21 protein-coding genes are annotated in these 21861 nt (G+C 48.7%); 2 read left to right on the top strand and 19 right to left on the bottom strand.

Annotated elements, in window-relative coordinates; all coding sequences use genetic code 11:
- Positions 1–69: 69 nt before the first annotated feature.
- From WA407_RS19625 to WA407_RS19595, 7 genes are all read right to left on the bottom strand, one after another.
- Positions 70–804, bottom strand: a complete 735-nt coding sequence (locus tag WA407_RS19625; RefSeq protein ID WP_023987196.1) for a TerC family protein — start codon at positions 802–804, stop codon at positions 70–72.
- 26 nt (positions 805–830) lie between these two features.
- A complete protein-coding gene (locus WA407_RS19620; RefSeq protein WP_336078188.1) occupies positions 831–2099 on the bottom strand; it encodes a TerD family protein in 1269 nt (422 codons plus the stop codon).
- 102 nt (positions 2100–2201) lie between these two features.
- Positions 2202–2783 carry a TerD family protein gene (locus WA407_RS19615; protein WP_023987194.1) on the bottom strand — a complete coding sequence of 194 codons (582 nt, stop codon included), beginning with the start codon at positions 2781–2783 and terminating at the stop codon, positions 2202–2204.
- A gap of 32 nt (positions 2784–2815) precedes the next feature.
- Positions 2816–3391, bottom strand: coding sequence for a TerD family protein (locus WA407_RS19610; protein WP_025720839.1), 576 nt, complete (start codon positions 3389–3391; stop codon positions 2816–2818).
- Between the two features lie 46 nt (positions 3392–3437).
- Positions 3438–4031, bottom strand: a complete 594-nt coding sequence (locus WA407_RS19605) for a TerD family protein (RefSeq protein WP_103049752.1) — start codon at positions 4029–4031, stop codon at positions 3438–3440.
- A gap of 28 nt (positions 4032–4059) precedes the next feature.
- Positions 4060–4506, bottom strand: coding sequence for a tellurite resistance TerB family protein (locus WA407_RS19600; protein WP_336078187.1), 447 nt, complete (start codon positions 4504–4506; stop codon positions 4060–4062).
- A 429-nt stretch (positions 4507–4935) separates the two neighbouring features.
- Positions 4936–5967, bottom strand: coding sequence for a WXG100 family type VII secretion target (locus WA407_RS19595; RefSeq protein WP_336078186.1), 1032 nt, complete (start codon positions 5965–5967; stop codon positions 4936–4938).
- A 198-nt stretch (positions 5968–6165) separates the two neighbouring features.
- Here WA407_RS19595 and WA407_RS19590 point away from each other — a divergent pair, with 198 nt between their 5' ends.
- The gene (locus WA407_RS19590; protein WP_254327137.1) at positions 6166–6948 is read left to right on the top strand and encodes a Cof-type HAD-IIB family hydrolase; all 783 of its coding nucleotides are present in this window, start codon (positions 6166–6168) and stop codon (positions 6946–6948) included.
- Between the two features lie 89 nt (positions 6949–7037).
- Positions 7038–7826, top strand: coding sequence for a formate/nitrite transporter family protein (locus tag WA407_RS19585; RefSeq protein WP_039272492.1), 789 nt, complete (start codon positions 7038–7040; stop codon positions 7824–7826).
- A 75-nt stretch (positions 7827–7901) separates the two neighbouring features.
- On the opposite strand, the gene WA407_RS19580 is transcribed toward WA407_RS19585, so the two are convergent.
- The 12 genes from WA407_RS19580 to WA407_RS19525 all read right to left on the bottom strand — a co-directional run bounded on the left by WA407_RS19580 (position 7902) and on the right by WA407_RS19525 (position 21711).
- Positions 7902–8147: an HPr family phosphocarrier protein gene (locus tag WA407_RS19580; RefSeq protein WP_071639720.1), complete on the bottom strand. Its 246-nt coding sequence runs from the start codon at positions 8145–8147 to the stop codon at positions 7902–7904.
- A gap of 90 nt (positions 8148–8237) precedes the next feature.
- A complete protein-coding gene (locus WA407_RS19575) occupies positions 8238–9107 on the bottom strand; it encodes a DL-endopeptidase inhibitor IseA family protein (protein ID WP_336078199.1) in 870 nt (289 codons plus the stop codon).
- 111 nt (positions 9108–9218) lie between these two features.
- Entirely contained in the window at positions 9219–9452 is a 234-nt protein-coding gene (locus WA407_RS19570; RefSeq protein ID WP_254329663.1) for a YvrJ family protein, read from the bottom strand.
- 175 nt (positions 9453–9627) lie between these two features.
- Positions 9628–11493: a rhamnogalacturonan lyase gene (locus WA407_RS19565; RefSeq protein ID WP_442952044.1), complete on the bottom strand. Its 1866-nt coding sequence runs from the start codon at positions 11491–11493 to the stop codon at positions 9628–9630.
- A 157-nt stretch (positions 11494–11650) separates the two neighbouring features.
- Positions 11651–12208 carry an SLOG family protein gene (locus tag WA407_RS19560; RefSeq protein ID WP_039272489.1) on the bottom strand — a complete coding sequence of 186 codons (558 nt, stop codon included), beginning with the start codon at positions 12206–12208 and terminating at the stop codon, positions 11651–11653.
- Positions 12209–12417: 209 nt separating this feature from the next.
- Positions 12418–12759, bottom strand: a complete 342-nt coding sequence (locus WA407_RS19555) for an iron-sulfur cluster biosynthesis family protein (RefSeq protein WP_069291208.1) — start codon at positions 12757–12759, stop codon at positions 12418–12420.
- Positions 12760–12977: 218 nt separating this feature from the next.
- Positions 12978–14900 (bottom strand): IucA/IucC family protein, encoded by a 1923-nt coding sequence (locus WA407_RS19550; RefSeq protein ID WP_336078185.1) that lies wholly within the window; start codon positions 14898–14900, stop codon positions 12978–12980.
- The gene (locus WA407_RS19545; protein WP_336078184.1) at positions 14860–16113 is read right to left on the bottom strand and encodes a type III PLP-dependent enzyme; all 1254 of its coding nucleotides are present in this window, start codon (positions 16111–16113) and stop codon (positions 14860–14862) included. Before WA407_RS19545 ends, WA407_RS19550 begins: the two co-directional genes overlap by 41 nt.
- Positions 16110–16886 carry an HpcH/HpaI aldolase family protein gene (locus WA407_RS19540; RefSeq protein ID WP_254329659.1) on the bottom strand — a complete coding sequence of 259 codons (777 nt, stop codon included), beginning with the start codon at positions 16884–16886 and terminating at the stop codon, positions 16110–16112. The genes WA407_RS19545 and WA407_RS19540 overlap by 4 nt, the downstream gene beginning before the upstream one ends.
- Entirely contained in the window at positions 16883–18667 is a 1785-nt protein-coding gene (locus tag WA407_RS19535) for an IucA/IucC family protein (protein ID WP_336078183.1), read from the bottom strand. The genes WA407_RS19540 and WA407_RS19535 overlap by 4 nt, the downstream gene beginning before the upstream one ends.
- Positions 18655–20373 carry an IucA/IucC family protein gene (locus WA407_RS19530; RefSeq protein ID WP_336078182.1) on the bottom strand — a complete coding sequence of 573 codons (1719 nt, stop codon included), beginning with the start codon at positions 20371–20373 and terminating at the stop codon, positions 18655–18657. Before WA407_RS19530 ends, WA407_RS19535 begins: the two co-directional genes overlap by 13 nt.
- A 312-nt stretch (positions 20374–20685) precedes the next feature.
- Complete coding sequence (locus WA407_RS19525) at positions 20686–21711, bottom strand: ATP-grasp domain-containing protein (protein ID WP_336078181.1); 1026 nt, start codon at positions 21709–21711, stop codon at positions 20686–20688.
- Positions 21712–21861: the final 150 nt, after the last annotated feature.

The following is a 21861-nucleotide window of genomic DNA, read 5'->3' as shown; positions in this document are numbered from 1 at the left end:
AGCCCTGTGCTTCGGGTATAAAAGAAATCCCCCCTTAGTTTCAGGAGGGATTTCGCTATACTTTGTACATTAAGCCTCTTTGTCGGCCTTTTTCTTTCTTTTCGCCGAGCTGATAACCATTGTGCCTACAAAGACAGCAATCAAAATGCCGAAGAATAAAACCTGCGACATATGAAAGCCAAAAGCAGCAGCCAGCATTTTACCCCCGATAATGGCGATCATAATAAAGGCTGTCTGTTCCAGTTCCGGAAATTTATCAATGAGCTTGAGGAACACTTGAGCAACACCACGCATCATCAGAACGCCGAGAATACCACCCAGGAACAGAACCCATACTTTCTCGCTCACACCGAAAGCGGCAATGACGCTGTCAATACTGAAGGCAATATCCATCAGTTCGACCATTAATACGGTTTTCCAAAAAGAAGTAGGTTTGTTCTTCACTTCTCCATCACCTTCGGACTTGAATAAGCCCTTATAAGCGATATAGAGCAGATAAGCCGCACCCAGTACCTTAATCAGGGTGAACTTAATCAGGAATGTACCCAAGCCGATAGCCAGAAACCTGAATATATACGCACCCAAAATCCCGTAAAATAGGGCTCTCTTCTGTTGTTCCTTAGGTAAGTGTTTAACCATAACTGCGAGAACCAAGGCGTTATCCGCCGATAAAAGTCCTTCCAGCAAAATGAGAGTTCCTATAATCCCCCAACTCACTGGATCAGTAAGCGTAGCTACAACATCACTCCATGAAAAGAAATGGCCGTAGTTTTCGCTGATATTTTTAAACAAATCATTCAACATGAAAAGAGTGCCTCCGATAATTCAATTTATTTGCTACCCTGCGACCAGCGCATGCCCCAGTTATATGCCCGATCCAACTCACGATGACCGCCATAGAACTGCACGAGTCTTTCAATGCTGAACGTTTCATCGTTTACATTTTGAATCATGGCAATTGCACACATCCCTTTGCGATTGTCATGTTCATTCATGTGAACGATAATGTCCGGCCCATCCTTCTGGTACAGCGTGACTACCCCGTCCGCTTGTGACCAGTTCGTGACTCCTTCATAGATGAAGGTAAACACCAAAATTCGCTTAATTTCAGAAATTTTAGCACCATTAATGCGAAGATTTTCCCCTGTTTTCACAGAGCCTGTACGGTCGTCGCCATCCAGAGCAATGTACGGGAAGCGATTTAGAGAACCGAAAACTTCCCCGAGCGCCTGCACAACGCCTTTATCTCCGTTCTTCATCTCATACAAGCAGCCCAAATCCAGATCGACACCCTTGGAGCCGCGATTGAAAAAGCCCTTGCTTTGCTGCACCTGGTTCCAGTTTAGATTGATCAGGATTTCACCCAATCCGCCTGAGCCTTTTTTCAGGTTGATGGTATCGCCCTTCTTCTTCAGCTCAATTTTCCGCAGATTCAGATTCACCGGTGTTGCAGATGGCTCTGGCTTCGGAGCAGGTGGTACTGGTGGCGGCGTTGGTGCTGGCCGAGGCGCTGGAGACGGAGGTGTAGGCACTGGCGTGGGAGGAGCCGGATTATTTTCCACTTCAATCCCAAAATTAACGCACAACGCATCCAATCCACCGGAAAAGCCTGCGCCAATCGCGTTGAATTTCCATTCCCCGTTATGACGATACAATTCACCAATGACAATCGCCGTTTCCACGGTAAATCCACTGTCCAAATTAAACCGCAAAACCTCTCCGCTAACCGGATGAGCAAAACGAATGAACCCACCTTGAACCTGTCCAAAATTTTGCCGTTTCTGATCCGCATCATAAATCGTCAGCGTAAACGCAATCTTCTCAATATTTGCAGGAATTCGCGTCAGATCAAGGGCAAATTGCTTTTTGTCACCGGACTGTTGTCCGTCTGAATAGGTGATAAAGGGCGTGGTCGGATTGTTATAAAAAATTAAGTCCTCATCGCCCGATACTTTTCCTCCAGGCCCCAGCAAAAATGCCGAAGTATCCAGCTCCAGAGACGCTGGGGACTCCCAGCCAATCCCTACGTTGACATGGGTCAGGTCCGGATTTGTTTTCGTCAAATCCGCCTTCTGTCCCTTTACTACGATAACAGCCATGATTGTGTCACCTTTCTGTCGGTTTGTCATGTGCCAGCGTACGCTAATGTAATAGCTTAAAAAGAAAGGGTAGCGCCCTATGGACACCACCCCAAGTGGATATTATTGAGCGTCCAAGCCATAGTTTTTAGCAAGCGCACCCAATCCACCAGCAAAGCCACTACCGATAGCCTGGAATTTCCAGTCCGCATTCTGACGGTAAAATTCACAGAATACGACGGCCGTTTCGGTGGAGAAATCTTCTCCCAAATCGTAGCGCAGCACTTCACGATCCGTTGCCGCATCTACCACACGTACAAAAGCATTGGATACTTGCCCAAAGTTTTGCGCGCGTGCCTCGTAATCATAAATGGTAACCGTGATCCCGATACGGTGGATGTTCGCAGGAATCTTCGAGAAATCAACGATGATTTGCTCGTCATCCCCATCGCCCTCCCCTGTGCGGTTATCGCCCGTATGAGTAACCGATCCTGCTCCGCCTGTCGGGTTGTTGTAAAATACAAAATCATCCGCAGCTTTGGCTTTACCGTCTTCATAAAGTAGGAAAGCCGAAGCATCCAGGTCAAAGTCCGCGCCACCACTATATTTATTCGTATCCCATCCAAGACCTACAACAACACGGGTCAAGCCAGGATTCGTTTTGGTCAGATCAATACGTTGTCCTTTGGAAAGGCTAATGGTCATTCCGCATACCTGCTTTCGTTGTATAGATTTTTTTATGCCAAACCGTAATCACGCGTCAATCCTGCAAGACCATCTTGGTAGCCGCTACCAATGGCATTGAACTTCCACTCACCGCTATGACGATACAGTTCGCCTACAACAACGCCTGTTTCGATCGAGAAATCTTCTCCCAGATCAAAGCGGACCAATTCTTCATTGTTTGCTTCGTTTACGATACGAGCGTAAGCACGGGACACTTGTCCAAAGTTTTGGCTGCGTTCTTGTGCTTCATAGATTGTAATCGTAAAAGCGATCTTTTCTACGTTAGCTGGCACGCTGCCCAGATCAATTTTAATTTGCTCGTCATCTCCATCGCCATCACCTGTGCGGTTATCCCCTGTATGAACGACAGAACCGTTCTCATTTTGTGGATTATTAAAAAAGACAAAGTTCTTATCGGATTCTACTTTACCTTCCGCATTAGCCAAAAATACGGATACGTCCAGGTCAAAATCTTTACCGCCATCGTATTTGTTTGTGTCCCAACCGAGACCAACCATAATTTTGGACAAACCTGGATTTGTTTTCGTCAAATCAATTTTTTGACCTTTGGATAAGTTAATTGCCATGAGTAAGAACCCCTTTTCACATTAAGTTTTGTATGAGTAACTAAAATTACATATAACGCTGAGCCAGCACATCAATATGTACGGCATGGGTTCCTTCACCGATTGCAGCAAACTTCCATTCGTTGTTATGACGATAGAGTTCTCCACATACCAGTGCGGTCAGCCCTTCATAATTATCAGATAAATTAAACGTCACCAGCTCCTTGGAATTAGCACCATCCAGAATGCGGATATACGCCTTCTCGATCATGCCGAAATCCTGTTTCCGGTTTACGCAATCATATATATTCACAACAACAAGCACTTTGTCGACATTGGCAGGAATACGTGCCAGGTCAATCGCAATTTGTTCATCATCACCGTCGCCTTGTCCGGTCAGATTATCACCGGAATGAACGACTGAGCCGCATGGGCTTTTTTTATTATGGAAACACACTACGTTATCTGACTGAGTCAGTTTCCCGTTTGCGTCCAGCAAAATGGCAGAAGCATCACAATCAATGTTCGGTTGCTTCTTGATGCCAAAAAATCCTTTGGACTGCACTGGGTCCCATCCCAATCCAGCTATAACCTTGGTTAGTCCTGTGTTGCCTTTGGTCAAATCAATTTTCTGGCCCTTGACCAGATTAATTACAGCCACTGATTAACACACCTCCCTTCCGTAAAATTTACAGACTAAATTCAGACGGATTCAAACCAAGCGCGCCACAAATTTCAGCAACAATTCGCTGTTCATTGGCATCAAAGTCACCGTCAGCTGCACCAATGGCACTACATACGCCAACAACGAGTCGGCCTACTTCAGGCTTGCCTTTCAATTTACCAATCGCCTTCAGTGCTTCCTGTTTGCCGATTTGAGGTGAAAATTCAAAGTTCGCTACATAGTGATTGAAACGGTTGATGACCTCACCCATATCAAATACTTTCAATTCTTCACTGATATTTATGTATCCGGCCATTTTTGTTTTCTCTTCCGGACTAATCGTACCGTCAGCAAATGCTACTAATGCACAGCCTGCAACAACAGCTTCCATAAAATCTTTATTCTTGAACTTCTTAACTTGGTCTCCAAGTCCTTTTTTAGTTGTATTCAACCAATTTTTAAATGTACTCATGTTTCCCTCCACAATTACGTATTTGGGTAAAGGCATCCTAGTTAATTTCTTCCTTTACTATAACCTGAATTACGATCTTTTTCTACAATAATATACAAAAATACGGTAAATCCGATCTATTTAATATTGGTATCCTCTCTATCTTTAGCCCTATTTTCTACATAAAACTCTCTCCTCCATCATCCATCATTTAGTACCCCAATTGCAAGTCTGTGAAATGGTAGAGTTGATAGAAAGGCACAGCCTTCCGATTTAGCAGAAGCACTGTGCCTCTCACCAACTCCGAAAAAATTGGTAAACAAAAAAATCTACAGACTTCTCCAGCTAGCGAGTTGACAGTTTCCAACTGCCGCTCACCTGTTCCAGAAAAAAAGACTGTAGATTTTATAGATACTCCTATTCACGTTATCATCGTTCACAGCTCACGACCTAGTTATAATCCTCCCAATAGCGATACTCCATTTCATTCTCACCTTTGGTGACAACGACCATATTTTCAATATGTCCCGTTTCTTTATTCGTTCGGTAGATCATGGTACGGGTTTCGCCCTCATCGGGTACAGAGAAGAGTACTTTGTCACTGAGCATGCCGCCACCAATGCCGACGACGTGTTCCCCCCAGCCGGAGGCTGCGCCAGAACCGATGCCCGAACCTGCTCCACTAACACCAGCCCCGCGCGACAAAATAAGACCTATTCCATATCCGGTGACGGTCTGGGCCGTTTTACCTAGAGCGTGCTCTCCGGCGGATTGGGTATGCTTTTGGACCCAGTAATCGTATTTATCCGTATTTTGCTCGTAACTCACAACATTCCCTTTTTTATCTATAGATATATCCGTCTTGCTTCCGTCTTTACCTGTCAGTTCGGTGACGGCGACAAGGGAATCTGATGTGATCTTAGAGGTCTCTCCTGTATTGTAATCTGTACGGGTAACCGAGTCTTCATATTGCAGCTGCAGGACATTCATCTGGTCGTGAATTTTCTGCATAACCTGCTTGTCTCCGACGGCCTCGGCGTTTTTCAGTAGTTCCTCATATTGATGGTATTTATCCGCGTCTGCCTGATCCCATTCGTCTATGTTTTTTGGCTGCTTGGCAATTTCTCCACCATGATCTCCAGCCTCTGCACTGCCTGCCAGCGCTGCGCTAGCGTTCATTGCCGCTGCTAGGGCTGTCCAGAAGCCACGTGTGCTTTCACCATCCACATTTCTAAACTTCGAAGCGATGCTTTTCAGCTCAATTTCAATGGATTGAACCTTATTTAATACAGAAGAAAGTGTATATTTAGCCGTACGATAGTCATTATAAAAACGATTCCTCTCCATACCATCCCACTGGCTGTGAAGGCGGTTCATTGTGCTATCCAGGCCGTTTAACTGGTTATACAGTGTGCCGTGGGCATTGGCAAATTGGGAGGCCACGTTGTCCAGCTGCTCCGGTGTGACTTGGATTTTTGTCATGGTGATCACATCCCATCTAAGAAAATAGGAGATAGAAATTATATTTTACAGTAATCCTTATTTCATATTGTAAGCTATAGAGGTCGGACATTCATGAGGATTTATACGTATTTGTGTATTCAGAAGCAGTTCCTTTGATATAATGAATCCATATGAGTTCATTTCGACAATACATTATTGAAAGTCAGGTGTATGGACATGTCAGACAAAAAAATTATCTTTTTTGATATCGACGGTACGTTACTGGACGATGACAAGAAAATGCCGTTAACGGCAGAAAAGGCCGTCTTTGCTTTGAAAGAGCTGGGACATGAGGTGGCCATCGCAACAGGCCGTGCGCCTTTTATGTTCAAAGATATCCGCGAGCAGTTGGAAATTGACTCCTACGTTAGCTTTAATGGGCAATATGTCGTGCTTCGCGGGGAAGTGGTCGCTACCAATCCGTTGAACAGAGAAGCGTTGCAAGCGATGACCGATCTGGCCCTCACACATAATCATGCTCTCGTATATATGGATCATATGGATATGAAGGCCAATATCCCTAACGATGAGCTTGTGGAGAGATCGGTCCAAACGCTGAAGGCCAAGATTTCAGTTGGATACGATCCGCTCTATTTCCAGGGAAGAGATATTTATCAGACGCTGTTGATGTGTACAGCAGAAGAAGAGCCTTTCTATGAAGCGGTATTCAAGGCGTTTGACTTTGTGCGCTGGCATCCGAGTTCTGTGGACGTTGTCCCTCATTCTGGCTCCAAAGCGAAGGGCATCCGCGAAATTACGTCCAGACTGGGCATTGCCGATGAAAATCAATACGCCTTTGGCGATGGTTTAAATGATGTGGAGATGCTGACAGCTATACATAACAGCGTCGCGATGGGCAACGGCTGTGATGAAGCCAAAGCCGCAGCTAAAATGGTCACAAAACGCGCAGATGAAGACGGTATTTTGTACGGACTGCAAAAACTTGGTTTGTTAAGCTAACAGGATTGCTGATAGACTGGACATGTTTCGGAAAAAATAAAGTCTGTTTAAAGACTTACATATGAGAAAATAGGAGGTTGTCCTTAAATATGGAGACGGAAGGCTTACGCAATGTCGAACAGCTAGCCATGAAGAAGTACAAAATTTACAAGCAGAGCCTACTCCGGTATTTGGCACGTTCCATGCTGGCGAGTATGTTCATCGGGTTCGGCGTTATTGTAGCCTTCAAGACGGGCAACTTTTTTTACATGGAGCATTCTCCATTCACTTATCCCATGGCGGCACTCACGTTCGGAGCGGCCATCATTCTGATCGCTTACGGCGGCGGGGATTTGTTTACAGGTAACACCTTCTATTACACTTATGCTGCGCTCCGTAAAAAGCTGCGCTGGGGGCAGGTGCTTCGATTATGGGCTGCCAGCTATGGCGGTAATTTGCTGGGTGCGGGGGTATTTGCACTCCTTATTTACTTGACCGGGCTGTTTGACTCCTCCAGCGTGAACAGCTTTCTACTGAGTGTGGTTGAGCATAAAATGGAAGCGCCTGCAATGCAGCTATTCTTCCGAGCTATTTTATGTAATTGGCTGGTCTGTCTTGCCTTTTTTGTTCCAATGTTTATGAAGGAAAATGGCGCAAAGATGTTTGCCATGATGCTGTTTGTGTTCTGCTTTTTCATTTCGGGATATGAGCATAGTGTGGCTAATATGTGTACTTTCGCCATTGCGCTCGTGCTGGATCATCCGGGTACGGTTTCTGTCGCTGGTGTGATCCATAATCTCGTTCCGGTCACGCTCGGAAATCTGGTTGGCGGCGTGTTGCTTATGGGGGTTATGTACTATTCGGTGAATCTCCCGTTTTTGGACGAGGAAGAACACTAAAAAAGAAGCCGTGGGACTAGGGTTCCACGGCTTCTTTGCGTTATTTTAGTAATAGAGCAGGTGCTTTCTTGCCTTTTATTCTTCTTGAGCAGGAAAATGGATAAATTCCTCCAACTCCTTGAACAGCTTCTTGGGATTAACATTGTCAGGTACAACCAGAGTTAGCGGTTCATCCAGCTTCAGCACATACATGCCTAAAATGGATTTGGCATCTGCCATGCCGCTTTTGCCATGAATCCAGATGTCATAGGTATAATTCGAAACGATTTGATTGATTTTTTCAATATCCTTAACGTCTTTTACCTTAATGGGTGTCATCATTGCACAGCACTCCCCTGTATTGAATTAGGGCTTACGAAACAAGCCTTAACATCACTTTACCCCATATGAAGCCTGTTGCAAAATCTTAATTTAGAAAATGACATGCGGTGCGGAGCTGATTTTCCAGTAGTTGCCGACCTTTTCAAAATTCACGGTGATTTTCGCATTCGCCTGCTTGGTTTCTGCCGGATAAGGCACGGTCAGCAGATAGCTGCGCTTCACCGGAGTCATGGTCACCATTTTCGCCGTAGCCCGGTTGAACTCTAGCAAATTTCCGCCATCTGCGTTCAACTGAGCTAGTCTGCCGTTGACTTCAACGAAAAATTTGCCGACAAATTGCTCACTGGCCTGTTTGGTATAGGCCTGCGTCAAATAGCTGATCAGCTTGGTCTTCGTGCCGATATCCTCGGACAGATAGCGGTAGCTTTTACCGTTCAACTGGAACGACTCACCCACCGGGCTGCCACCACTGATCGCATACTGATAACGAGACTGCGCCTCCAGCACAAGCGGAACCGCACTCTCGTGATTCAGCTTGTCCAGCTGCGTCGGTTTCACGCTGGAAGCCGCGGCTGCTGGCGCCGAAGTGGACGGCTGTTGCGGCTTAGACGGCTTCACAGTCGACGGTACGGACGGAGCAGCCGCTGGCGCTACCGATGTAGATGGACGCTGTGCTGGTGCAGACGGAGCTGCGGGTGTAGCGGCTTTGGCAGAACCTGCGGCTGCGGCCGGGGTCGAGGCGGCTGGAACCGACGGCGCTTGCGCCGGGGCTGGCATCGTAGCCGGCGCAGACGCTGCGGGTGCTGGCACCTGGGCTGGGACGGATGCGGCCGGACTGGCCACGCTCGGTTGCGTCGCTTCCGCTGGAGCGGTCACGGCGGGCGCGGCAGCGGCGGCCTGCGCCACGCTCATAAGTGTGGCCGCAATGCATAGTGCGGATAGCTTCGTATTTATTTTCATACTCATATACACCTCCATAATCATATGTCTGCATAAACTGCACACGTTTCTATTATAAGAATTTCGCTTCTCGATTGGGTTGCTAAATTGTTTCTATTTGCCTTTTTTTGTTCATTCTGCACGAAGTTTGTCCGTATTTGCCGGGGACGGTTGTTCTGACTGTTTCAACTGCTTTGCCTCCATCTCTTCCAAGGATAGCGACAGTTGCTTAACAGATCGGTCCAGCTCCTCCAATCTGCGACTCAAAGTGACAAGGATGTATTTTAACAGAATCAGACTTAATGCAGCAGGGAATCCGACATTAGTTACGAGCTCGATCATGGCTTCAGTCGTTAAAGAACTCACCGATTCCGCCTCCTTTTTCATACATATGTTCCACCAATAAGAACTAATGTTCCCATTTTTATGGAAATCATACGTTATCTTGTGGGCTGTCATGACAAAAAGAGCTCCAATTAGCTTGGAGCCCTCTCTGTTCTTGTTCATTCTACCTGCTTTCAGACCACTACCGAACGACATATCAAGGAGTATATATATTCGGCTGCTGGGGCTTGAACATCCCTTCTCCCAGATAAAACCCGGTGTGCGGCGGCTGATTATAAGCTACGTTCTGCCAGACAACACTCAGGCGATACACTGGATCATGCATAAGCGTGTAGAATCGGTGTTCTGACTCGTATGGTGTTGTGTAGATACGCAGCGCCGAATTATCACTTTTGCGCCAAATGACTTCCTCACGCCAGTCACCGAACAGATCGGCCTGCAAGGACGGCGTTCCTTTGGTTCCGTTATTGGAACTCGTTCCTGTTGCCGTAAGCAAGTTGGAAGTAGTCGAGTTCGTATAGTTCCACTTGTCTATTTTTCCATCGCTTGATGAGGTATGATCCAGCAGTTCACGGAGGAGATCCCCATCCCACCAGATGCCAAAATTAATGGATGACGGTAGCGTGTTGGTAATGAGCTGTCCCTTGGCTGAACGCAAACCAATACCCGGTGCCCACTGCTCGTTCCCTTTAGTCCGCGGGTCAATGTCTGCCGACATGCCTCTTCCGGTATCCTTGCCTGTATTTACGCCCCATAAAATATTTCCATTACGCGGGTCGTACATGGCAGCTCCGTAGGTGGCATTTTTGTCCTCGTTCACTTTGAACACTTCATAACCTGAACGGTCGGGGTCCAGATCGCCAACATGAAGTGCATCTCCATGTCCCATCCCCGTGTTAGCCAGCTTCGCTCCGTTATCGTCTACAACCAGCGAGCCATACACGATCTCATCCTTATCATCTCCATCCACATCCGCCACGCTCAAACTGTGGTTCCCCTGTCCAGCCGTTCCAGCATTGGTGGAGCTGTTGCTGTCAAAGGTCCAGCGTCGGCTCAGGTTGCCGTTCCGCCAATCATATGCGACCAGAACGGTGCGGGTGTAATAACCACGTGCCATCACAATGCTGGGTCTCACGCCATCCAGATAAGCAACCCCGGCGAGAAAACGATCTACACGGTTACCATAATTATCTCCCCAGCTCGATACCGTTCCGCGTGGTGGTACATAGTCAATCGTACTAAGAGCCTTGCCTGTATCACCTGAGAACACAGTTAGAAACTCGGGACCTTTCAAAATATATCCACTCGTGTTTCGATGATCAGCCGAAGCGTCCCCAATCTTCACACCTTCACCATCTACCGTGCCGTCTGCTGTTTTACATACGATCTCTGCTTTACCATCTCCATCAAAATCGTAGACGAGAAATTGTGTGTAGTGGGCTCCAGCCCGTATGTTCCGTCCCAGGTCGATCCGCCATTTGCGTGTTCCATCCAGCTCGTAGCCATCCAAAAATACATTTCCCGTATAACCGGATTGCGAATTATCCTTGGCATTGGAAGGGTCCCATTTTAACACAATCTCATACTCGCCATCTCCATCGAGATCCCCTACGCTGGCATCATTGGCGTGGTACGTGTAGTTCACACTATCCGGGGTTGTGCCTCCCGCGGGCTGCTGGATCGGAACATCCAGATAGTTGTTGTTCCATACCTTCACCGCAGGAGAAGCGGCCTGCTCTGCTCCATTGACCACGGCACGAACGGTATACGAAGATGAGGTCGTACCTGCCTTGTCCAAAAAGTTGGTTCTCGATGTAATCGGCGTATCGTTCACCTTGCTTGTCCCTCTGTACAAATTAAAGCCGACCGAATCCGCTTCCGTGCCCAGCAAGCGCCAGCTCACCAGTACACCCTCACGCACCTTAACAGCAACGGCTCCACGGTTTAGCTTTTCCATTTGCCTCGTAGAGGCAGCAGAGACCTGGCTATCCATCGGGGTGACCACTCCACTCAACATAACACCGAGACAGAGCAACGCAGCATACCGAAACCTTTTGTTCATCTGAATCATTAGCTCCTTTCATGGTTTGTATTTTCAATAAATTTATTTTATGTGACTGATAAGTTATTGTTGTTTAAATTTTATGATAGCGCTTACATCAATGTAAAGGGACGAGCACGTCCTTTTTGTTCAAAAATCCGGGCTAATGCTTTAAAAATCAGAGGTCCATGAATAATCTTTCTTCATCCGCGATACTCTGGATATCCTCCGAGCTGATGCTGATATACTGATAGCCCTCTGCCTGTTGTTTTTTCAATGCAAGTTCCTTCATAAAACGTGGGCTGCCCTCTCCGGCATCCTCATCGTAAACAAGCAATAAACCGTCTGTTTTGCGGAAAAGGAGTTCATCCCGTGCCTTGAGTTGCCATATTCCCTGATAGGGCTGACGACTAACTACTCCCACATAGTCAACTTCGGCACAAATCTGCTGAAAATATTCCTTTTTGTCCTCTTTCCATTTTTCCTCCATATTTTGATAAGCCATCATAATAGAGCATTTTAGGTGGGGATATTGCTGTTTTAGTGCAGTAACGACCTCACAGGCCCACAAATCCACCCCGTATTGACCGGGGGTAATCACCCATTCCAGCCCTTCTTCAATTAGGGGAATAAGCCTGCCTGCAATCGCCTTTTTAATATATGGAATGCCTTCGTGCTTCTGACTGAAAATATTCAGCTCATGGGCACGATAGCCCGAAACGAGCAAGTTTTTCATCTTCTCAACGTCCTTCTCCGATTATCATAAAGGTTATTGTACCACTTCAGAGCAGCCCACTAAACACTTCGTTTTTTGGAGGAACGAATTGAATATAACGCAAAAGACGAACCTCTTCCAATTGGGCTGGATCAGGTTCGTCTTTTGGAGTTTGGTGCTAGTTCTGAATGGATGGTTTACCCATCGCTATTATCCTTTTCCATTCCATATCACTCCTCAGACGATTTTATGCGGACATCTTTAATTCTAATGTTGCTACTAAATATACCGGCATCACTGCTTAGCTTGAATGACGGGTAACTAGGGTCTGCCTCAAGCCGCATTCTGCTATCGAACTGCTGCTCCTGCTGGCGATCTACCCAAAAAGAATAAGGCTCAGACTGAACTACTTTATCAGTTGCATTCGGCGTAGTGACAACCAAGATGACAAGTACGCCATTGCATCCGCAATCCTCGGTGTCATAAAACAACTTGAACATTCCCGGTCGTCCTGAAAGGGCCATTTCTAGCCTTTCAACGGACAAGGAATCCAATTCTAAATGTATGCTCATGAGATGAATTCTCTCCTTTGTAAGTGAGATGTTTGGAGCCGTCAGCTCCATAAAGACTAAATTTTAACTATGTGTTCATTATAGTCATGTTTTTGTATGTGTCTATGTGACTGCACTCACTGCTATCAATGAACTCTTACCTAAAAAAGGCAACCCGATTACACCGGGTCACCTCCGTCATCGCTCACCCTATCTAAACTAACATTCTAGCCACAACTCTATCCTTTGTAAAAAGGATTATGCCCTGTGCCTTTGCCCGATGGCATCGCCCCAGGCACACCGTCCGCTTCCAGCAACGGACGGACAATGAGCTTCACCGGCCACTCCCTGCTCTCGAATACCGCTTGGAACAGCTCGGCCCGGTCAGCTTCGGGAAGCGGCACCACCCGTAGCGCTTCCTTCCACACCTGCTCGGTAATATCCCATAACTTCGCTTCCGGGATAGGATACACCTCGCTTAGCGCTTCCATAATTGCAGCCAGATTCACCTGCGTGCCCAGCGACTGCACGTAGAAGATCAGCTTGCGGATCGTCTCATTATACAAGCTGTTCGAGTATCCTGGCCGAATATGATAACCCGGGTCCGCAATGCCGTGTTTGTCCAGATACGGCTGATGCAAACGTACGGAATCGTGGTCACGGAATAACAGGCCGTTCACCTGTCCGTCCCGCAGGACCACGCAGCAGTTCTGACCGTGAATTTCGGGTACAACGCCTACCTTGAACAGCCGCATCACCACATCATAGAATAACGCCGTCAGATCGGTGTAGAATCCCATGACCTCTTCACTGGTTAATTCTCTGCCCAGCAGGTCGGATAACATATGGCGACCTTCCAGCGTCACCCCAAGCGCAGCCATGGGAATGACCTGCACACCTTCTTCCAGCAACATTGGCGGATAGATGCGAATCTGGGCGGCCAGATGGCGAGGATGATCATCGAACAATCCCATGGATTCCGGCATGTATCCCCACCAGTTCCGTTCCTCGCAGAGCCACACTTTACCTGTGAGCGATTCATCACAGGCCACCGCCTGTCGTAACATCTTCTCCCCAGCCAGACCATTCAGCAGCTTCACCACCGGGAGATAGCGGGCGGCCCCGAGAGACAACACACTGACCGGAAGCTTGAGCATCTGTGTGGATTCCTCCATCGGAGCCATCGAGCGCAGGGACGATGTCGCCTGCACCTCTCCCAATTCGATATCCAGTACAATGATGGTGCCGTCCGCGATTTCTCCAGTAAAACGCGGCAAGATGATATGCTCCATCTGCCATGGATGTACTGGCATGGGCATGTATTCTTGCAGATTCAGGCCTTTCCGGGCCAATTCTGCTTCCAGCCTGCTCCGCTGTTCTTCATCCAGTACATCCAGTGTGGACAGCCCTTCCCCACATCCCTGTTGTACGGCATCCCAACGCACCGCCACCCATCGCAGCGGGATCTCCTTCCTGAATTCCGCTGCATACCGGGCCACATCCGCTTCTGTGAATCCCACCTTGGCCTTAGAGGTGGGGTGAAATGGACGATCTCGTAGCGCTGCAACCTGCTCTCCCTTGATAAACCAATCGTAGGCATTGAACGGAACTTGTTCTCCCAGCCCTTGCACTTGCTGGAGTCCCAGTGCCAATTGCTCGGTGGCTATTTCCATGCCTGTCAAGAATTCCGCAACCCCGGGATGCGCGTATGCTTCATCGGAAAGCGTCATCCGAAGCACAGCCTGTCCTACGACTGCTGGAGATTCAAGAAGCTTCCATCCTCCATCCGGTGTCTCTCCATAGACAGGTGAACCTTGTAGCCATTGATATCCCTGCCTTTTGCCTGCTTCCACCAGAAACAAAATCCCTTTCCGATGCAGCATAAGCTGTCCACTATGCCTACCTGTTCCATTCTCATCCTGCTTATCCTTGCCTGCGACATTGCCGTCGAGTCCGTCAGCTATTCCTCGTCCGCTCTGCGGAGGACCTCCATTACCATCCCCCAGAAACATTCGGCGGAACGGTTCTGGTGAAGTAGAGAGTTCAATGAACGGATGCCCTTCCAGCGGAAGCAATTGCTCGGCCAGAAATGCATTGATCAGATCCTCCATAATCCGGCGCTCAGCGTCTTGTAGACTGGCACGCTTCATCACTGTTGACATGGTTGTCGTCCTCCGTCAAATAATGGAATGCCGGGTGCGGATGACCCAGAAAATCATGATGCGAGATGGTCCAGCAATAGGCTCCCGACTTCTCGAACACAACAATATCGCCTACACGTAGCCGCTCTACTTCCGCATCTGAATGCATACGATCCTTGGGTGTGCACAGTTCTCCGACCACGTGAACTTTGTTGTCCCGTACCTCTGGTCTTGCAAACGAATGCCCCCAACGGTCCGTAGACATAATGTGAAATGGATGGTTGTGTCCCCATGATGCGGGCAGACGATTATGATGTGTACCTCCTCTTAACACGGCAAAATGCTGACCATGCGATGTTTTGATATCCGTAACCTCTGCCGCATAATAACCGTGGTCAGCGACAAGCATGCGACCTGGCTCGAAATACAACTGTATGCCGCGTGAAGCAAGGCGCCCTCTAGCTTCACTTCGCTCAATCAGGGATGTGAACAGGGACCAGTCGAACCCGGGGCTACCATCATATGTGACACCAAACCCGCCTCCAGCGTTAATTACTTCAAGATGCAGGTCATATGTCTGCTGCCACATCTCCGCCTTTTGCAAATACAGCTCGATCATCTCGGCATGCAGTCTTGCGTCCACATTGTTCGATAACGAGTGAAAATGAAATCCGCATAAACGCATCGAACCCGCACCTTCCTCACGAATGACCCGGACTGCTTCCTCCACGCTCTCCTCATCCATGCCGAATGGACTCGGACCACCGCCCATTACAATCCGGGTCCGTGGCAATGTGCTACTTCTCAGATTGATCCGCAGCAGAATGCGAACTTCCTCTCCTCTCCTTGTAGCAATGGCGATGACACGCCGCAGTTCCAGCAGGCTCTCCACATGAATAAAACGCACCTGATGCTCGATAGCCTGCTTCAACTCATTCTCCTTTTTCCCCGGACCGCCAAACAGGATTGGAACCTCGCTACTTACGCTCCTCACCTTGAGCAACTCGCCAATGGATGCTACCTCGAACCCGTGAACCCAGGGCAGCAAAGCCTCAATAATTCGAGAATCCGGATTGGCCTTTATGGCATAGAACAGCCGTATGCCTCTGGGCAGCGTGTGCAGCATGTGACGGACCTGCTTCTGAATACCAGCCAGATCGTAAACATAAGCACATACCGGGTCTTCACTATCTTTTTGCAGTTCATGGATCATATTCCATACGCTTGATTTCATATCAATCCACCCGCATTTCCATAGTCATTCCGTTTCTGTTCGTACGCCCGAAAAGCCGTATTCCTGTCATCGCCCAACACGTATATGTATACCCCCCGTTCCGCCCACAGCGCCATGCCTTCCTTGCTTCTGGCCACCGTTGCATACGGTACCTGGCACTGCTTCGCGGCTTCATGTAATGCACCTAGCGAACGTTGCACGTCTGGATGTTCCGTCTGCCACGGTACGCCAAGTGATTGCGACAGGTCTGCCGCCCCCTCTAGTACCCAGCTCACCTGGGGATGAGATAGAATGCTCGCACTTTGCCGGACGCCCTCCACACTTTCAATCATCGGTACAACCATCACCTGTTCATTCGCTTCCTGAATATACCCGGTGAGTGGATACTTGCCGAATACCCCCGGTCGCCCACTGTTCAGACTCCGCATGCCAAGCGGATGATAATACGCATGACGAACCGCTTCCTCCACCTGCTCCCGCTGTTCCACATGAGGTATGACGATGCCTTGTGCGCCGCAATCCAATACCTTTAGAATCTCTGCTCGCTCTACCTTTGAGATGCGTACCAGCGGGGTCATCCCTGCCAGTTCCGCAGCACGAACCAGCTCTTCCACCGATTCCATATTCGTTGCGGCATGTTCCAGGTCGATAATTACAAAATCATACTCCGCATGTCCAATCATCTCGATGATGACCGGATGCGGGATAGAGACAAAAAGGCCGAACACTGGCTGTTTACGTTCAATTTTCTCCTTAAGCGTGTTGGTTCTCATCCGAAAACGTCCTTCGCCAACTTCAGCGGATTGCTGACCTTACGGAAATACAGCTCTCCGTCCCCATACAGGCGGCGCTTGGTCATCTCTTCAATCAGCGCATCCTCGGCAAAAAGATCAAACCACTCGAACCGCTCCTCATACTCTGGATGCTCCCGCTGGTAGTCCATAATCGTAGCCGCGCACAGTTGCCAGAACGCTTCTTCCGTCAGACCGAACTTCTCCAGCGTCAGCGCAATATCCGTCATGCAGATAAAAAAGAACGCATCATACGTATAGTCCCGGACTTCCGACACATCACTTGCGTAGATAAAGGAATACCGATTGAACTTGCGATGGGTCTCCGGTTCGGGGTGCAGCTTCGGGGCTCTTTCTGGGTTCAGCAACTTCTCGGGTACATAGCGGACACCATCGTGAAGATCCTTGATGATGATCCGTTTCGGTAGTTCATTTTCCAGCACCAGAATGATATTCTGGGCATGCGATTCCAGCGCAATGCCGTGTGCATAGAGCAGATGAATAATGGGTAGCGATACCGTTCGAACGAGGGCTTCACTCCACTTCTGAATGCCATGACGCTCAACTGCACCCTGGATAAACGGTACCCCGTTCGACTGTACTAGCATAAGTGCATTTAAGGGCCAAGCTGTCTCGCCTTCTTGCAGATGAACAGATACATTTTCACGCCAGATCGCCCCGATTGTGCCATACGCTCGTCCATACTGGATTGCAGGCAAGTTCTCGTACCGGAGCGAGAGTCCCATGATTTCTTTCAGAATGGCAAACTGTTCCCGTTGCAGCAACTCATCCTCCCGAATCAGTGCTTCCAACCAGTCGCTGATCAGCGGTGCGTTCTGGGTCGTGTGTTGTGCGAGAATACGTGTACTGGACGTATTGGTAATACTCAGTGCCAGCTTGAGATAAGGCGCTTCTGGATTCATTCGGTTCGACAGGGAACGAATGGACTGCTGGGCGCGATAAGCTGATGCCGAAGGGCCGAGAAAAACGATATCTCTGTTCATTCGTTGCCGGGCAAACACCGATTCCAGCTGGTGTTCCCATTGCCATGGATGAACAGGAATGAACATATAGCGATACCCCTCAGAATCTTCCGACTGAAGCATCCGATCAAATCGGCTGATATCCGCCTCTGTGAGATGTTGTCTCACCAACTGTTCTGACGTGTAGCCTGTGGAGAGAGCCGTTTGCACAAGTCCTTCTTTCACGGCAATCCAGTATACGGTCACATCCGAGTTAAACTCTGGACCGTAAGCAAGATTGTCTTTTAGGGTGAAGCCAAGCCTCGACTTGTAGCTTGGATGGTAGAGATGACCGTCGCTCATATGGCTTTCGAGGGCATCGTAGTGTCGGTCTTTATCCGGAATCTTCTCAGGCAGCAAAGCCCGGCACTGGCTGTCCTTCGCCATCGTCTCCAGCAATTCCTGAATGAAGGCCGTCACATTCGCACCCTCCAGAAGGTTCAGTACCATTTCCTCCAGAAACAGATCCAGATCGGTGCAGGGCACGCCCTCTCTTCGAATCGAGCCCTTCGCCACCTTCACTCGGCCAAATGAAAATTTCTGCTCCGCCTCACAGCTGTATGTCACAGCCTGCCCTGACGTATTCCGCCCCACAGTGCGCCATTCGTTCCCATCCACCTTACAGTCAAGGATACCCTCGAACCACATGGCTTCCAGCGTCTGCCGCATGATCCGTTCCTGTACATCCGTGTATACTGCCGTCTTGTGACCTTTCTCAGCCCTGTACCCTATGAACCCCACGCCACTTCACTCCCTATTCGGTTCATTATATTGCTCACCGTCACATACGCCGGGGTCTGACTGATCCCCTTGAGACAGCTCACCAGATTTTGTTTCGCCAGAAAACTGTCCGCGGTCAGCAAATGCTGCACATATACGTTTCCAGTTCGGTCTAGTTCCTTCACCAGCACTTCGCGGACCTTTGCCCAGAAATGCTCCTCCGGTATGTTCACATCCCTTGCCATCGCATGAATGAGGGAACCCAAATGATTGATGATAAAGTAATAGGATGTCCTCGCCCAAGCCTTGTCCCGTGGATAAAACAACAATCTAGAGGGAGCGGTATCCACCTCATGGATCAGCTCCTCATCGACACTGACTCCTTCCAAGTCACGCACGATAAATGCCTCAGGCATTCCGTCTCTTAGCGTCACGAGAGTATTTTGCAAATGAGCTTCAAAGTGAATGCCTCGCTCTCCGGCCGCTCGTACAATGGGCAGCAAAGACAAGGTCAGATAACGTGCAAACCAGCGCTCGGCTTCAGCACGTACGCCACCCAGCATCGTCATGAGTCGTGATTGCATTCCCGGCAAGGGAGCTTCTACCAGACTCGACAGGACATATGTACATTCCGGGTCAAACTCAATCGGTCTGTATGCGACAGTAAACAAACTTGTTAATTCTTCCTCCTGAAAATCACAAGTGGCTACACCTGTCTCATAGGCAATCTGCGTATGCTGATCTGCACCGAAGCAATTTTGCTGCCTGACGTACCTGGAGGCGTCCAGCGTCCTTCGCATCTGCTCCGCACTATTGGTGCGAATCATGTTGGTAATCTGTATGTTCAGTGACAGCTTGATATTGCAATTCAGCTCTGGAATATAAACGGTGCGTACCGAGGAGGTCGGATAGGCCTTCGGTCCACAGCTGCCTATCGGAATGAGTTTCTTGTCCAGAATATACTGCTGGACCTCGGACAAGCTCAATACGTACGTATACTGCCAGGGATGGACAGGCAGCAGTTCATACTCATCCCCATGCTCACCGTACTCCGCTTCCCAAACTTGTTCCACATGCCCGTGCAGGCTGGCATGCAGATTGATCCTGGTGGGATCATCTACCCATTCCTGCCTATATACGTCCTTCCTGACAGCAACGTAACAGAGTTGGAACGAGGTACGCAGTTCCGGGCTGTACATCCGTACGTCGTGTTCAGTGAAACCTTTGGAGTTTTTGGGAAACGGGTGAAAGGGATGTCCATACACCAGAGACTGTTCGGAAGTACAGTAATCATACATGCCAAGTCCAGCAGCCTGCTCGATATACAGCACAAGATTATTCACGCTGTTATCTACCTTTTCCGCAAAATCACGCACAGCAGCCGCACGGGTCAACCCACCTTGCTCATGCCGACTGTTTCCATACGCCGTGTCTTCACTCAGCTCCCGGGTGATCCAGCGAACCAGGTCCTGATAATGCACCGCTTGCCCGTGAAGCTGTTGTATGCTTCGGTACTCATGCTCACCCATAGCCGAGTAATACGCGAATTGTCCGGTTATCGTCACCCCGCTGGCCTGAAAAGCAACTGCGTACGTCATCGCATCTGGATTAATCCGAATGTCGCCCTCCTTCTCCACCGCAAGCTCCCGGATATAACAATTGAGCAGCAACTTACAAGAGTGTACATTCGCCTGCTGCTCTGCTTCAGACCTGAGCCTGTTTTCCATCTCGAACAATGTTGCCAACCTTCTTTCGGGTTATAAATAAAACGAGGGACAAGGCCAACAGGATGGCACAGCCGAGAGCCTACTAACCTCTTTCAGTGCCGCTCATCGGGCCATATTCGCTGGTGTTCCGACCCCGGCAAGTCTTTAGCAGACCTATCATCCAGAGACCTGCACTGGTGACCAGCAGCAGAATGCTGGATGGATGCCACCGCTTGCGGCGGGTGGGCACACACATTCGAATGTACCGACCACACCATAGGAGCGAGAACAAAGTAAGCGGGACATTGAGCCATAACAGGCAATGAATTGCCCTTATTCTGTAATCGACTTTTCGAAATGATGTTCCATTTCAAAAAGATATTCCAGGTACAATCGGACGACATCACGTGTGGTTCCCCCAAAGGGAAAGACATGGTGCGTCAGGTCCGGCAATGCGTTGACTTCCAGAATGCCTCCCTGATCTGCTGTCAGCGGCTGGCCGATATCCCCACAACGGATATCAATGCCAGCCACATCAATCTGGAGAGCTTCTGCGGCTTTAATTGCCATTTGTGCATTATCAGGAAAAATCGCTTCTGTACAGTCCACATAAAACTCACTAATGTTTCCGGCGGCCGAATTGCGAAGATCATATAGCTCGATCTCTCTTCCTGCCGCAGGTACCTCCTCCAGCGTGATTCCCTGTCCAAGCAGAACCTTTCGCAAAGGCTCTGCGTCTTCATCAATCTTGGGAAAGGCCTCGAACTTCCCTATACGGGTATGCTGGATTCGCTGCCGATTCAACATTCGAATCAACGCCCGGATGGTTGAGGTGCCGTCCCCTTCTACAAAGACAGGCCGATACTCATTTACTGCTGCCACTTCCCCGTTAATGATCAGTACCCTATAATCCAAACCCGTTATGAATTGCTGTAGCATGATGCTGTTACTATGGGTACCCGCCCGGGCAATAGCCGCTTCCAGTTCCTCGTTTGTTCGAACGTCCAGTGTCACACCTGCACTGCCGCTTGCGTCCAGCGGCTTCACTACAATGGAACGATGCAGTTTCAGAAACTGCGCTGCCTTGTCACCCATTGCCTCGATAACGATAAACGGCGGCACAGGCATTCCCCGCTCATGCAGTAGCATATTACATACCTGCTTGTTCTTAGCGAGCAGTCCAGCGATCAAGGGTAGACGATGCGATCTGGTTTTATTAATGACTCTGCGCTTGTCCCCATAGGACAATTCTAGAAAATCTTCACATTCTGCGAGAAGTGGCTCGCAGGTTATTCCCATTTCTCTTGCTTTGCTTATGATGAGTCGGTTTTGCAGATTATGAATTCCTTTCGGAAACAATGAAAATCCTCCCCGACCGAATGAAGGCGTTCGCTCCTGGTTGTGCTTTCATCGGTTTGATTTGATGGAAATAATATTGATAATGATTATCAGTTTCAAACAAAATCTATTTTATGGCAATTTCAGTCACCTTGTCAATAATAAGCTTTT

It is taken from the genome of Paenibacillus sp. 203, assembly GCF_037027525.1.
Taxonomy (GTDB): domain Bacteria; phylum Bacillota; class Bacilli; order Paenibacillales; family Paenibacillaceae; genus Paenibacillus; species Paenibacillus polymyxa_B.
This window is presented reverse-complemented; position numbering and strand designations above follow the sequence as displayed.